This is a genomic window from Clostridium sp., from assembly GCF_029258205.1.
Lineage (GTDB): Bacteria > Bacillota > Clostridia > Clostridiales > Clostridiaceae > Sarcina.
In genome coordinates this window covers 1-15,839 of the sequence record NZ_JARHZJ010000010.1, presented here as the reverse complement: position 1 = coordinate 15,839, position 15,839 = coordinate 1, and the positions used below count along the sequence as shown (strand labels likewise).

Annotated in this window: 11 protein-coding genes and 1 pseudogene; 1 reads left to right on the top strand and 11 read right to left on the bottom strand. The window is 27.9% G+C overall.

The annotated features are described in order from the left end of the window. Positions 1–104: 104 nt before the first annotated feature. The 10 genes from Q1J60_RS01100 to Q1J60_RS01055 form a co-directional block, all read right to left on the bottom strand. Positions 105–278 (bottom strand): small, acid-soluble spore protein, alpha/beta type, encoded by a 174-nt coding sequence (locus Q1J60_RS01100; RefSeq protein WP_003454088.1) that lies wholly within the window; start codon positions 276–278, stop codon positions 105–107. A gap of 325 nt (positions 279–603) precedes the next feature. After that, positions 604–1,062, bottom strand: coding sequence for a hypothetical protein (locus Q1J60_RS01095; RefSeq protein ID WP_300257339.1), 459 nt, complete (start codon positions 1,060–1,062; stop codon positions 604–606). Positions 1,063–1,321: 259 nt separating this feature from the next. Further along, positions 1,322–2,758: a DEAD/DEAH box helicase gene (locus Q1J60_RS01090; protein ID WP_300257336.1), complete on the bottom strand. Its 1,437-nt coding sequence runs from the start codon at positions 2,756–2,758 to the stop codon at positions 1,322–1,324. Between the two features lie 324 nt (positions 2,759–3,082). Beyond that, the gene (locus Q1J60_RS01085; RefSeq protein WP_300257333.1) at positions 3,083–4,204 is read right to left on the bottom strand and encodes a glycerate kinase; all 1,122 of its coding nucleotides are present in this window, start codon (positions 4,202–4,204) and stop codon (positions 3,083–3,085) included. 122 nt (positions 4,205–4,326) lie between these two features. Then, positions 4,327–5,586, bottom strand: a complete 1,260-nt coding sequence (locus tag Q1J60_RS01080; RefSeq protein WP_300257330.1) for a GntP family permease — start codon at positions 5,584–5,586, stop codon at positions 4,327–4,329. A 146-nt stretch (positions 5,587–5,732) separates the two neighbouring features. Next, entirely contained in the window at positions 5,733–6,794 is a 1,062-nt protein-coding gene (locus Q1J60_RS01075; RefSeq protein ID WP_300257327.1) for a CdaR family transcriptional regulator, read from the bottom strand. 244 nt (positions 6,795–7,038) lie between these two features. Beyond that, entirely contained in the window at positions 7,039–7,425 is a 387-nt protein-coding gene (locus Q1J60_RS01070) for a hypothetical protein (RefSeq protein WP_300257324.1), read from the bottom strand. Positions 7,426–7,493: 68 nt separating this feature from the next. Further along, on the bottom strand, positions 7,494–8,666 hold the full coding sequence (locus Q1J60_RS01065; RefSeq protein WP_300257321.1) for an iron-containing alcohol dehydrogenase: 1,173 nt from the start codon (positions 8,664–8,666) through the stop codon (positions 7,494–7,496). Between the two features lie 260 nt (positions 8,667–8,926). Further along, positions 8,927–11,995: an alpha-mannosidase gene (locus Q1J60_RS01060; protein WP_300257318.1), complete on the bottom strand. Its 3,069-nt coding sequence runs from the start codon at positions 11,993–11,995 to the stop codon at positions 8,927–8,929. Positions 11,996–12,671: 676 nt separating this feature from the next. Continuing rightward, positions 12,672–13,814 carry a pyridoxal-phosphate-dependent aminotransferase family protein gene (locus Q1J60_RS01055; protein ID WP_300257315.1) on the bottom strand — a complete coding sequence of 381 codons (1,143 nt, stop codon included), beginning with the start codon at positions 13,812–13,814 and terminating at the stop codon, positions 12,672–12,674. Between the two features lie 540 nt (positions 13,815–14,354). On the opposite strand from Q1J60_RS01055, the gene Q1J60_RS01050 reads away from it, so the two are divergent. Further along, the gene (locus tag Q1J60_RS01050; RefSeq protein WP_300257312.1) at positions 14,355–15,257 is read left to right on the top strand and encodes a beta-channel forming cytolysin; all 903 of its coding nucleotides are present in this window, start codon (positions 14,355–14,357) and stop codon (positions 15,255–15,257) included. Between the two features lie 278 nt (positions 15,258–15,535). On the opposite strand, the pseudogene Q1J60_RS01045 reads toward Q1J60_RS01050, so the two are convergent. Beyond that, positions 15,536–15,839, bottom strand: a pseudogene (locus Q1J60_RS01045) (DNA-binding response regulator); the annotation flags it as partial.

Below are 15,839 nucleotides of genomic sequence, written 5' to 3'. Positions count from 1 at the left end.
AACAAGTAAGCATTTAAAATAAAATCAAAAAAATTAGAGATTATAGCTAACTTTAATTAGCCATAATCTCTAATTTTTCAACTTAAAATATTTTCTATTTTTAATTACTGTGGTCCCATATATGGATTATTTCTAGTTTTATCTTTTCCAAGTTTTCTTGATTCCTTAGAGTATCCTATTTCATTAGCAGTTTCATTTTTCATTTTTTCTACTTCTTTTTTAGTTTTTTGACTAGTCTTTTTATTATCTTTACTGTTTTTATTATTTTTATGAGACAAAGTTAAACACTCCTTTCAAATTTAGTTCCTAATTAGTATTTAACTTTAATAACTCATATATCCTTAAAATAACTTTCCAAAACTGTTTACCCTTTCCTAAAACACACTAATATTTTACTTCCTCAAATTTATAATCCTTTCTAAGCATCATTATTATACATTTTGTTATGGAATAGAACAAATAACCTATGCATACTATTACTTAAAATATAGTTTTGTTCTTAAATTATCTCTACAAACTATACAAATGTATAGAAAATTCTTAGTTTATAATTAATTCTTAATTAAACAAAAGCCCTAAGTTTTAAACTTAGAGCTTTAAAATCTAAACTAAATTATCATTTGAATAATAATAATTTCCATTTATAACTTCCATATCTTTTAATTTTTGAGAATCAACATAAGTTACTGGTATATAAATATATTCTATTAGTTTATTTTTTCCTAACTTGTCAGAATACTTAGTAAAAGCTAGCATGTATACATCATTTATTTCTGAGTTGTATATTTTTTCAGGTGCGTAAGTATTCATCTCTTTAAAAAAATCGCTTACATCTTGGTATGGAGATATTAAATAAACTTCATCCCATTCAAAAGCTATATTTTTATTTAAAGAAATTAAATCTAGCTTTTTATCCTCTTCACTTTCTATAATACTTATAACTTCTTTGTTTAATGACTTATTTTCTCCCATATAGTCATTATGATACAACCCTAGATATACTATAGATATTAAAAATATTATTACTAAAGTTGTAACAGAGATAGCAACCTTTTTCTTCATACAGACCACCTCTCAAAAACAAAATTTCCTTTTAAAAAAGTAAGATATATTTTTCTATATCTTACTTTAATTTTACCATATATTTAATTATCATTATATAATTTAAAATAATTTAACATTATAACTAATCTTATAATTGAATTAATCATAATATTTCAAAATAAAACTTATAATTCACTATTATTCTTACATATACTTTAATTTTAATATATAACTTAAATATATTTTATCTTAAATCATATATAAGAAACTTTGTCTTTTATTTTCTTGCCATTTGTATTTTTACTTTTTTACCCTTTATAGTAACTTCTTTAAAGCTCTTTAAAACTTTATCGCCTTTTCCATTTAATATATCAACATATGAAAAACCATCTTGAACATCTATTATTCCAATATCTTCTCCTGTTAAGCCTGGTAAATTACTAAAACATCCAACAATATCAAAGGCTCTTATTTTCTTTTTCTTTCCACCATTAATATGTATTTTAACTATATCACTATGAACTTCTTTCTTGGGTTTTTTACTCTCTTTTAATTGAACCTTTTGGCTTTCCTTAAATATTTTTCTTCCAGACTTAACCTCTTCATCAACAGGAAGACTTGCTTTTCTTATTTCATACCCAATATATTCTTCAACATTTTCTAAATATTTCTTCTCATAATGATTTACAAAAGTAATAGCTTTTCCTTCTCTTCCCGCTCTACCAGTTCTTCCTATTCTATGAACATAGCTTTCTGTTTCCATTGGAACCTCATAATTTATAACAAGTTCTATGCTATCTACATGAATTCCTCTAGCAGCTATATCAGTACAAACTAATACTTTAAAGTGCTTATCTCTAAAGTTTTCCATAACCTCAATACGCTTTTTTTGCTCCATATCACCATGAAGCTCGTTACAAGTTATTCCTTCATCTCTAAGCATCTTGTAAACAGACTTAACCTTATTTCTTGTATTACAAAATACTATAGCACTATCTGGATGATAAGCATAAAGACATTTCCATAAAGCTTTCTCCTTATTTCTCTCCTCTATTTCAAGTACACTTTCTTCTATTCTCTCTCTATTGAATACCTTTGATTTAATCTCTAAAAGCATAGGATTTCTCATATAATCTTCACATATTTCCTCTATTTCTTTAGAAAATGTAGCTGAAAATAATGCAGTAGTTTTGTTTGATCTTAATTCTCCTAATATATCCTTTATTTGATCAATAAATCCCATTGAAAGCATTTTATCAGCTTCATCTATGACAACATAATTCACTTCGCTTAGGTCTAAAGTGCCTCTTTCCATATGATCAAATACTCTTCCTGGAGTTCCTACTACTATATGCACTCTTTGTTTAAGTTCTCTAATCTGCTCATTAAAAGGTTGTTTCCCAAATATAGCTGCACATCTTACCTTTTTTATTCTTCCTATATTAGAAATCTCATCTTTAACTTGAATTGCTAACTCTCTAGTTGGCGTTAAAACTAGACACTGAACCTTTTTTTCTTCAATATTTATCTTTTCACAAACAGGTATTCCAAAACTTGCAGTTTTACCACTACCAGTTTGAGATTTAACTATTATATCCTTACCCTTTAATAACTTTGGAATAGAAGCTTCCTGAACCTCTGATGGATTTTTATATCCTAAGTTATTAAGTGCTTTAATAATATCCTCACTTAGATTTAATTGATTAAATTTCATATATTATTTTTATCTCCTTTTTAAAACTTTATTAGTCTTCTTATAGTTATACCATATATTCATTTTTTCTACTAATTTTAATTACTAAAATCCTAATAAAATAAGATTATATTATATTTTCTTATTTATTCTTTTCTCTATTTTTATTTTTTAATAACTTTTTAAAAGAATCTTATTTTATAAAAATAAAAAGTGAAAACAAGCAATATATTTTTTATTGCTTATCTTCACTTTAAACTATTTATTTTAATAAAATATTAATTTTAATTAATTCTTAACCTTTACTTAATTATCTAATAAATAACTATATACAAATTATAAACTTTATTTTAAAAGTCTAACTACATTTTCAGTTGTTATCTCTAAATTCCTACTTCCTTCTTTTAAAGCTTCATCTAAAGTTAAAACTCCAGTCATTATACTAAATATACTCTTTATACCTGTTTCATAAAGACCTTGTATTCCTTCGCCAACTTTTCCAGAAAAGGCAATTGTAGAAACTCCATTTTCCTTAGCTACAGTAGCAACTCCCATTGGTGTTTTTCCATATATAGTTTGATTATCTATACTTCCTTCACCAGTAAATACAAAGTCTGCTCCCTTTACTTTTTCAGCTAACTCTGTATGTTTTATTACAAGCTCTATACCTCTTTTTAATTGACCTCCTAATAGTAATAAAGCAGCACCTAATCCTCCAGCAGCACCAGAACCTTCTATTTGTGAAACTTCTTTTCCTAAGTCTTTTTTTATTACCGAAGCATAATGAGCTAAATTATTATCTAACTCTTTAACCTTCTCTGGAGTAGCCCCTTTTTGAGGACCAAATACTGCTGAAGCTCCTTTTTCTCCTACTAATGGATTAGTTACATCACAAGCTACTTCTATTGATACTTCTTTTAATCTTTTATCTAAAAAACTTAAATCAATACTTTCTATATCTTTTAATGCTCCTCCACCAAAGGCTATTTGATTTCCATCTTTGTCTAAAAGTTTTCCACCTAAAGCTTGAAGCATTCCACATCCTCCATCATTAGTGGCACTTCCACCGATTCCTATAACTAAATGTTTTATTCCTTGATCTAATGCAGCATTTATAACTTCTCCAGTTCCAAAAGTTGTTGTTATTAAAGGATTTCTTTCTTCTCTCTTAACAAGTTGAATTCCTGAAGCACTAGCCATTTCTATAACAGCAGTCTTTCCATTGCCCAAAACTCCATAGAAAGCTTCCACCTTGTTTCCTAAAGGTCCAGTAACATTTACTCTTTCAATTCTTCCTCCAGTAGCATGAACTAAAGCTTCTACAGTTCCCTCTCCACCGTCAGCCATTGGAACCTTTATGCATTCTGCATCTTTAAAGACTTTTTTAATTCCTCTTTCCATAGCATTACAGGCTTCCATTGAAGTCATACTTTCCTTAAATGAATCTGGTGCTAATACAAATTTCATCTATATTTCCTCCTAATAGATTTTATCTTAATCTTTTATTTTAAAATTCACTGTGTTTTTACTAAAAACTCTGTTTTAAATCATAAATCTTAAAAGTAAACTTTTCTTTATTCATTAAATAACTATTTTAATATTATTCCAAACATTATAGTAGATACAATTGTCATTGTTAATCCAACTAAAGATTCATATGGTATAAGTTTAAGTCTTTCACCCATATCCATTGCTACGCTTCCTCCAGTAGAATGGAAGAAACTTCCATGTGGTAAGTGGTCTAAAACTGTAGCCCCAGCATGTATCATAGCTGCTGTAGCAAGTGGTGCCACTCCTAATTGAACAATTGTTGGACCAAATACTGATGTAGCAACTGCTGTTCCTGAAGTAGTAGAGGCAGTTGCTGCTGACATAAGTATTCCTGAAACTGGTGCTAACATAAAGCTTGGTAATCCTAAAGCGTTTATTCCACTTATAATAACATCCTTCAATCCTGAATTAGCAATTATTCCTGCTAAAGTACCTGTACCTATTAAAAGTATAGCTACACCACTCATCTTAGCTAGTCCATATGTTGCATATTTATTAATATGCTTAATCTTTCCCATAGCTATTATTCCACATATACCACCTATTGGTAAGGCTATTAATGGATCTATAGCAATTCCTGCTATTGGTCTTAGCATTAATAATATTATTGCTACTAATGGTCCAACCATAGCTTGTAAAAATCTAGGCATATCTGTTAACTCTTTCATATGTTCATCAGATTCTACTAAAGAACCTTTTTTCTTTATTCTACTTGCTAATATGCATGTAATTATAACTCCAAATATAGCTGGCACTATACCTGCTATCATGACATTAGTTAATGAAACTCCTAAATTGTCTGCTGCTGCAATGGTATTTGGGTTTGGAGACATTATATTTCCTGCCTTTCCACCACCAACCATAGCTAATAATATAGCTGGTTTACTTAAACCTGATTTGTGAGCTATTGCTAAAGCTATTGGAGATACTGTTATTACTGAAACGTCTACAAAAACTCCAACCATTGTTAATACCATTGTAGCTATTGCTAAGGCTATAAGAGCTCTTGATTCTCCAATCTTCTCAACTATTGTTTCTGCAATCTTAGCTGCCGCTCCTGATTCAATTAACACCCCTGCTAGTACCCCAGCTGTAAGTATTCTAAGGATAGCAGGCATCATATTTTGGGCTCCATCCATCATTAAATTAACTGTGCCTGTTAGTCCTGCTCCACCAGCAAGTCCTCCTATTAAAGCTCCTAGTATAAGTCCATATGCTGGGTGAACCTTTTTTATGATTAGAGTAATTGCAATAACTAATGCAATTACTGCTCCTAAAGCTGTAACTGTTACATTCATAATAAATTCCTCCTTCTTATTAAACTCATTTATTCTTATTTATATTGACGAATTTCATTGTATAAGTTTTCATATCCAAAATCATTATTTAATATCACTAAAATAAAAAGGTTTTCTTTATGCATATGCACAAAGAAAACCTTTTTTTATTTTAATTGACTTACTATATATGCAATCAAAAATTGAAATAAATCTAAATAATTATCAAAACTTAGGCCTGTTATTTCCTCAATTCTATCTAATCTATAATTCAATGTATTCCTATGTATATGTAAGGCTTCTGCTGTCTTTTTCCTCTCTCCACTATGCTTCATATAGGATATAAAAGTTTCTAATAATTCTTCTCCCATATTTTCCTCTAATATCTTGTTATTAATAATTTTCCATTCCTCTTCATCTAAAAAATTATCTAAGTAACTAAAAACCTTTACTTTTTTATAATCGTAAAAGAACTCATTTTTATATAATTTATTTCCTATGTCTACGGCCTCTACTGCCTCATTCATAGATTTTGATATAATTTTATGTTTTGAACTTAATCCTATCTTAAAATTTGTGTCATTCATAATTTCCTTTAACTCGTTTAATCTCTTATAAATCAAATTATTATCTACTAAAATTACAACTATTCTATTTGAAGTTAAATTTATATAATACTCATCTTCTTTTATGAATCTTTTTATTTTTTTAATTATTTCCTTAAATTGATCTTTTTTAAATTCCAATACAAGTATTATTCTATCTAATGAAATATCTATGCCTACATTGATTCCCCTTTGAATAAATTCTAAGTCATAGGATTCTTTTGAATACAACCATTCATAAATAAATTCTTCTTTCAATCTTTCTTTAACTATATGCTTGTTTAAAGTGTACTCTTGATTTATTAAAAGCTCAGCAGTAACAGTTACAAGTTGTGTAAATTGCCTAACATTTTTAGGATTTCCTGTTATGCCAATAACCCCTATAACTTTTTCTCTAAAAAATATAGGTGAATTAACTCCAGATTTTACCTTCCCCTCATCTTTACATATTTCAATCACCTTTTTTACTCTTAGAGCTTCTAAAGCCCCATTATGTATCATTCCTATTCTACTTGAATCACCAGTACCTATTATTACTCCTTTATTATTCATTATGTTTACATTGTAAGGAATAACCTCCATCATTTTATTAACTATATTTTGAGCTAACTCCCTATTTAACATTATAATACGCTAAGTATATAGATGTTTATACTTAACTCCTCCTCTCCTTGAAACTCCCACAACTATAATTTATAGTATTCTATCTAAGCTTATATAAACTGATACTAACAAAACATTTACAACAGTAAAAAAGGATATGTATCAAAACTAAATAATAAAACTTATTAAAAATATAAATCTATTAATTCTCATAATATAATTTCAAGTTTTATTAAAAAGTTATTTTGATACATATCATACAAATTTACATACACATATTTTCCTGTTTACTATTATTTATTTTTTTAAGGCTAAAATATCCTATGAAGCTTAAAACTGTACTTGGAATAACAAAAATTAAATCCATTGGAAATACAATAAATGATATTAAATAAAGGATTCCTGAACTTAAAGCAAATCCTCTTTTATTTTTTATATAGGAAACCCAATTAAATATTGTAGCTAAAACAAATAAAACCATATGTGGTATAACAATAATAACTGCAAGAGCTGATACAGCCTTTTCCATATCAACATCACTTACAATCCCTACAGAAAAATATGCTAAAAAAAATCTAATCAAAAGCAATGAATAAATAGTTCCTATTATTCCAGATGCCAACAATATTTTTGAACGTTTTTTATGATTCATTTTACCAAAAACCCCCTTAATTTATACTATTAAATAAGGCTCTATCTTAAAATTTATTCTTTATTATTTTATAAAGCTAATTTATATATTTTAAGTATGTCCTCTGTGTTTAATTCTACAAAATTACCTACTGTATGTTCATTATTATCTGTGCATTTTTTAGCCATTTCTTCTAATCTATCTTCATCTATTTCTAGCTCTTTTAAAGTAACTGGAAGATTTATTGATTTGAAGAATTCTTTAAGTTTCTTAATTCCTTCTAAAGCAACCTCTTCCTTAGTTTTATCTTCAACTTGAACATCAAATACTCTAGTAGCAAATTGATTAAATCTATCTAAATCATGCGTATAAACAAACTTCATCCAAGCTGGAAATATAACAGCTAATCCTGCCCCGTGAGTAACATCATATATTCCACTTAGTTCATGTTCTATATTATGTGATGCCCAATCTGTTTCTCTTCCTGTACTTAAAAGATTATTATGCGCTATTGTTCCAGCCCACATAACCTCTGCAAAACTATCATAATCTTCCTTATTTTTTAATACCTTAGGAACATTATTTATTACTGTTTTCATTGTTCCCTCAATTAATCTATCTATAAGTTCAACATTTTTTGTATTTGTGAAATATCTTTCCATTAAATGAGCTAAAATATCTGCACTTCCAGCTGCTATTTGATATTCTGGTAAAGTAAAACATAGTTCTGGATTTAACATTGAAAATTTAGGATATAAAAGTGGTGATCCTGTTGCTCTCTTATACCATCCATCTTCATTAGTTATAACAGTTCCTGAACTCGATTCACTTCCTGCTGCTGGTATTGTTAATACTGTACCTAATGGTAAAACTTTTTCTATTTTAATATTTTTAGTAAAGAAATCCCATACATCTCCATTATAAGGAACACCAAGAGCTATAGCTTTAGCTGAATCAATAACACTTCCTCCACCAACTGCAAGTATAAAGTCAACTTTGCTATTTTTACAAAGTTCTATTCCTTTTTTAACTAAGCTTAATCTAGGATTAGGCTTAACTCCTCCAAGTTCTATTACATGTAATCCTGCTTTATTTAAAGAATCTAAAATTCTATCATATACCCCATTTTTTCTAATACTTCCTCCACCATAATGAAAAAGTACTTTACTTGCTCCTAAGCTTTTAATTTCTTCTCCAACAGAGGATTCAACTCCTCTACCAAAGTTAATTTTAGTAGGATTATAAAAAGTAAAATTATTCATTTAACTCACCCTTTCTCTTTTTCCAATACTATTTAAATTAATTACCTTTACAATATTATATTCTAAATAAAAGATTATATAAATATATTTTACAATCAAAAAGGCAACCTTCCCTAAAAAGTTGCCTTTTCCTTATACCTAATTTCCCACTTGGCAAGCTATGCTTACCATTTTCTTCAAGTAATTAAAGAAGTGTTTCTTTTAATTCCCTTACTATCTGTTAGTATTATCTTCTATATAAATATTACTTAAATTCTTAATTATTTTAATGTTACTTTTAAAGTATGAACTTCAAATGGTTTAAATGTAAGGTGCATTGTTTCTTTGTTTAATTCTTTTCCATCTATACTATCTTCTATTAAGTTAACCATTTCTACATTTTCATGTGGAACATTTATATTAACTTTAGCCTTAGCATCTTCCCCATGACACTCATATAATCTGATTATCATCTGGTCACCATCTTCAGCTTTTTTAATTGTATCAATTATTACATTTTCACAATCTATTGAAGCCATTGCTTCTTTAACTAGGTTTTCACCTAAGTTTTCACTATAAATCACTTGTATTGGAGCATTAACTTCATGAGCTTCATGAACAACATTTCCTTCGATATAGTCTCCTATATGCGGGAATAAGCAATAAGTAAATTCATGCTCTCCCCTATCAGCATTTGGATCTGGATATCCTGGACTTCTTAATAGATTTAAGTCTATTTTAGTTTCTAAAACATTGTGTCCATACTTAGAATCATTTATTAAAGCAACTCCATAATCCCTTTGTGATAAATCTATCCATCTTTGAGCACATATTTCACCCTTAGCCATATCCCATGAAGTATTTCCATGAGTTGGTCTCTTTATTGTACCAAATTGTATTTCACAATCTGCCTCTCTAGTATAAACATTAGTATTGAAAGAAGTTCTAAGCATCTTACCATTTTCTTTCCAATCAACCTTTGTTTTAAAGTCGATTCTCTTACTACCTTCTAAAATGCTTATTTCTTGTACTAAAGTAGAATCTCCATATTTATAATTTTGCTTAATAGTTGCCTTTGGTCCATCTACAATAACTTCTGATTTTACTAAATCAAAAATTTCAGATGGTCTATCTTCATAAACTCCTGAGAAGTCCCAAGCATCTCCATTATCTTCATAAACTCTAAGTTCATTTCCTTTTTCATCTCTTAAGACTTCTTTATTTAATTCTTTATCAAAAATTCTTGCAATTGTTCCATTTTCATTAAATTCAACTTTAACTAATCCATTTTCTAAGTTAGTTTCTGAAACTTTTAAAGTTGAAACTTCACAATATGGCTCAATTTCTTCTTTTTTAATTTTTTCTCCACTTAAAGAGTTTAAGTTAACCTTTGTCCATCTATCATAAAGCTTAATCCATTGTTCTCTACTCCATGATAAAGAGTTTACTAATATAGCTCCCTCTTCTTTGCTATCTTCACTTTCTAAAATATCTCTATATAACTTTTCAGTCATTCCTTCTACCTTAGCAAGCATCTTTTCATAGGCTTCTACTGACTCATCATAAACTCTGCCTATGGATGATCCTGGTAAAATATCATGAAATTGATATAAAAGAACTTCCTTCCAAACTTTTTCTATTTCATCTTGAGGATAGTCTCCCTTTCCTAAAACTTTAGCTTGCATTGCTGCTAATTCTAAGTTTTTAAGAGCTATTTCCATCTTTCTATTATATTTTTTATTCTTACCATGTGTAGTGTAAGTTCCTTGATGTTTCTCTAAGTATAACTCTCCACTCCACACACTATATTTATCCATATCTTTTTCTATTCTCTTAAAGAAATTGCTTGAAGTCTCTTGCTTAACAGGAGCTATTCCATTTATATTTCTTTCTCTTCTTAATCTTTCTAAATGCTCTTCTCCTGGGCCACCTCCTCCATCACCAATTCCAAATAACATTAAGCATTCATCTGATAAGCCTTTATCCAAGAAAGCTTTCTCTGACTTAGCAACAGCTCTCGGCGCTGCTGAACTATTATAAGTTCCTTCTGGTGGCATGTGTGATAATACTCTACTACCATCTACTCCTTCCCATACAAAAGTATGATGTGGAAATTGGTTATGATTGTTCCATGATAATTTAATTGTCATGAAATAATCTACACCACTCTTTTTAAGAATTTGTGGAAGAGCTGCTGAATATCCGAATACATCTGGAAGCCATAAAGTATCCATATCTTTTTTGAATTCTTCTCTAAAGTATCTCTTTCCATATAATAATTGTCTTACTAAAGATTCTCCTGATGGAACATTAGTATCTGGTTCAACCCACATACCTCCTTGAGCTTCCCATCTTCCCTCTTTTATCTTTTCTTTAATTCTTCCATATAAATCTGGATAATATTCTTTCATCCACTGATAAAGTTGAGGTTGGCTTGCTCCAAATACATACTCAGGATACTTCTCCATATTTGCTAAAACTGTTGAATATGTTCTAGCTCCTTTTCTTATAGTTTCCCTTATTGGCCATAACCAAGCTAAATCTATATGAGCATGTCCAATAGCTGAAACTGAAAGTGAAGGATCTCCACCTTTTTTATCTAATTCTTTCTTTAATATTTCTCTAGCTTTTTTAACTTCTTCTTCATTTAAGATTGTAACTTCCTGTTGAGTAACAACTCCATCCTTTAAGAAATCACATCCACTCATTCCAGTTTTAATACTTAATACCTTTGATGCTTCATAAAGAGCATTTAATATGGTATGATATCTAGCACTATCTTCTGGTAATTGATTCATAAGTTCATATAAAACCTCTACATCATAGTAAAGAGCCTTTACTTCTTCATTACAAGTTGCAATATACGCATCTTTTATAATTCCATTATCTCTATATTTACCAAATAAATCATTACATGCACAATCTGCCCATAAATCTATAACTTCGCCCCCTTTGGCTCTATCAAACATAGGAACTTCTCTCTTACCTGGCATTCCTAAAGTTAAATCAAACTCTGAGTTTAAAGCTGTAAGTCCTCTCATAGGATTTCCATTTTTATCTACTACAAAAGCTTCTCCACTTATATCTATTAAAAGGACAATCTTTTCTCCTTCATAACTTGCAGGTACTTCCCCCTTAAAGTTAAACCAACCACAGTCCCAAAGTTCTCCCCAAGATTCTCCTATAACTCCTTTTTTATACTCTCCAGTTAATCTATTTTCATAACTTACTGGCTCCTTAGTTATATACATATCTATTTTTAAAGGCGCAACTACATTGTATATTGCTTTTTCTAGCTTTTCACACAAACCGTTTACAATATTCTTACGTTCATTTATCTGAAATAACATTCATCTCACCCCTTGATAAATTTAAAAATCATAAAATAAATCTTTAGAATACTAGCTTAATAATCAAATTAATGGGCTTCTTTTCTTTCGATTCATCTAAATTATCTATTTTAAAGATATCTTATAAGCAATTAAGTGTAAAGTGGACAAATATTAGTTTTATAGTTCATATTTTTAATAATTTAAATTAAATTTAAAATCTCTTTAATTATAAATTTAACTTTTTAATTTATATTATCTTTTTAACTGTTTAAATTTAGATACTTTATATAATTCAAGTTAAATTCAAATAAAAATAAAACTTTTTAATTTTATATTTTGAACTTCTATCTTAGAATTAAATAAACAAGTATAAAGTAAATAAGACCAAGGCTAGGAAGAAATCTAAAAACCTAAACCTTGATCTCAATTTATTTAAAAAGGATTAAAATAAATGTTTTATAGGTAATATGCTAATTTGCGGAAGAAGTTAATTCTATAAAATCATATAATTTAATCCTTATTAAATACTAGGGTTTGATTTTATCGCAAACTAGTTCATTTAATTTTATAATCTATTGATATTTATTTCTAATAAACATCAATACAATTTAATTTTTCCCTTTTTGAAGTTTTATATTCTAAATTTAAAGTTAAAATTTTTAGCTAAAATAAAACAAAGTTCTCCTTAAATAAATTAGATATTATCTATAAATAATTTATCTAAATGCTTTTCACTTGAAAACCCTAAATCTTTTAAAGCCTTGTCTATAGCATTTAAAACATAAGTTATATCTTTTATATTTGCATTTTCCCCCATGTGTCCAATTCTTAATAACCTGTCTTCATATTTATCTAATGATGTTGACATTAGCACATTATATTCTTTATTTAGATTATTTCTTAAGTTTAAAGCACCTATTTCTTCTGGTATTTTCACAGCTGTAACTGTATTTGAATATCCACTTTTTAAGAATAAATCTAGCCCATATTCTTTTACTGCCTTTCTAGTCGCTTCCCCAATATTTCTATGTCTTTCAATAACTTTTTCTTTTCCTTCCTCTAGAATATTGTCTATAGCAACCCTAAAAGAAATAATATCACTTATTGGCATTGTATATGGAAACCACTTATCTTTATAATAATTTTTCCATATGTTCAAATTACAATAAAAACCTACAATAGGTGTTTCTCTATTTTCCATAACTTTTCTTGCATCATCACTTATACTAACCATAGTTAAACCTGGTTCTGCTGAGAATGCCTTTTGAGAACCACCTAATGCTATATCAATTTGCCATTCATCAACTTTAAATTCTTCTCCTACCATAGCTGAAACAGAATCAACAACAGTTAAAATTCCATAACTCTTAAGTAATGGACAAATTTTATTAATAGGATTTAATACCCCTGTTGGAGTATCACAATGAACAACTGTAGCATATTTAAAATCATTATTTTTCTCTAAAAACTTAGATAAAGCTTCAATATCAATTTCTTTATTATAGTCTCCTGAAAAATATGTCACTTCTCCCCCATACATAGTTACAAATCCATCAAACCATCTTCCATATAAACCATTATCTATAACTAAAACCTTATCTCCTTTTTCAGTTAAGGATGCACAAGCAGCTTCTAATCCTAAAATTCCTTCTCCAGAAAGTATATAACAATCATTTTTAGTATTTATAATTTCTCCAAATCTATCACAAGTTTCTTTATAAAACTCAACAAAATCTAAATCAACATCTGGATTTGTAGTTTTTAAAGCTCTTGCTCCTCTTACATTTTCTCTTAAATTAGTAGGCCCTGGTGTGTAAATAGTTTTATTACAATTCATAATTCATTCCTCCAATAAATCTCATTTTTCTCTTGTAAAAAAAATAACACAACTATACAAAATCACAAACAGAATCGATACAATATAAAAACTTTAAACCTAAATCCCAATTTTCAGGTTTATTAAAATTAGTTCCTTATGGAATAGAACTATGATTTTCATCTTGACATAATATTTGAAGTAAAGTAGTTGTACTATATAAGGCACCAGTATAATAATAAGAAACACTTCCCTTATCTAACTAAATATTATTTTAATTAATTAGAAAAAAAACATCTACTATTTTATACTAATATCATTTTTTTCTAATTTTTTTAAAATTATTGATATTATATATATAATATTTTATGTTAATTTAATATTAAATACATCTTCAATAATTATAGCTAAAAATTAGTTAATTATAATTATTTATGTTAGTTCAATAAATTATGTGTTTTTCACATATTTTTGATTCACCACTAAAAAATTAATTTATATATTAGTTATTAAAAACTATTATCACAAATATTAAATATAAAAATAAGGAGTTGAATTAAAATGAAAAGATTTTTATGTACAGGCTTAATGTTATGTACTTTATTAGTTGGAAATATTTCATATGTAAAAGCTGCTACGTTACCTAAAGAAATTGATTCAAATGGTAAAAAGGCTGAAGTTTACACTTCTTCAGACGCAAACTCTACATCAAATGTAAAAACTTCTATATCAGCATCTTTTATTGAAGATCCAAATGATAGCAATTTAACAGCTCTTGTTTCTTTAAAAGGATTTATTCCTTCAAGACTTAACAAATCTGGTAGTTATTATTCTGGACGTATGTTTTGGCCAAGCAAGTATAACATAGCTATTCAATCAGATGATCCTAAGAATGAGGTTAAAATTTTACAAAGTATTCCTAGTAATACAATAGAAAAAGTAGAAGTAACAGAAACACTTGGATACTCTATTGGTGGAAATATTTCTAAAGGTTCTATTGAGGGAAATGCTGGATATAATTTTGAACGTTCAGTAAAATATGAGCAACCTGATTTTAAAACAATCCAAAAAGCTGATAATCTTAAAGTGGCTTCATGGGATATAGTTTTTAATAAAACTAAAGATGGATATGATAAAGATTCTTATCATCCGTTTTATGGAAACCAACTTTTTATGAAATCTAGATTACATAACACGGGAGATAAAAACTTTACTGATACTAAAGACTTATCTACATTAATTTCAGGTGGTTTTACTCCTGACATGGCAGTCGCTCTTAAAGCTCCAAAAGGGATGAAAAAATCACAACTTATATTAAGTTATAGAACATATCATGATTTATATAGTTTAAATTGGTCTGGACTTGAATGGTATGGATCAAACCAACAAGCTACATCTCCAACTTTTACAAATCATGCTTATGAAATTGATTGGGAGAATCATACTGTAAAATTTATATACTAATAACTCCTAATTTAAAGAATGATAAAATTACAGATAAATCACTAATTCTAGTTTTATTAGAGAATTTGAATAATTTTATGTAAACTATCTAAAAAATATATTGAAAATTAAGGTTTAGATATTATTTTATTTAAACCTTAATTTTCTTTTTATGTAATTATATTTAATATAAGTTGTACAAAAATTAAAGTTAGTATATTTAATTTTTAATATAAACACTCGACAAAACTTTCATAGAAATAAATTAGTATAATTTTGAGTTGAAAATGATATTTAAATCAATGTTTACTTAAGAAATGTGGTAATATATATATTATAAGTTCTCTATGACCTTTTAAATCATATTCTCTTAGTTCACAAAGTTTTATTATGTCTTGTATCCTTCCATAATACAAACTTCTTTCTCTATAAATATAATTTATTTTACTTGGTCTACCTTTTTTCTTTTCATATGTCTTTAATTCAGGTAAAAATTCATTTTGTATTTCTCTTAAATCATAAACATATTCGTACTCGTCTAATATATTTACTACTGTTTTTGATTTAGAATTTATACTTCCTGGAACTCTTAATATCCTGGTT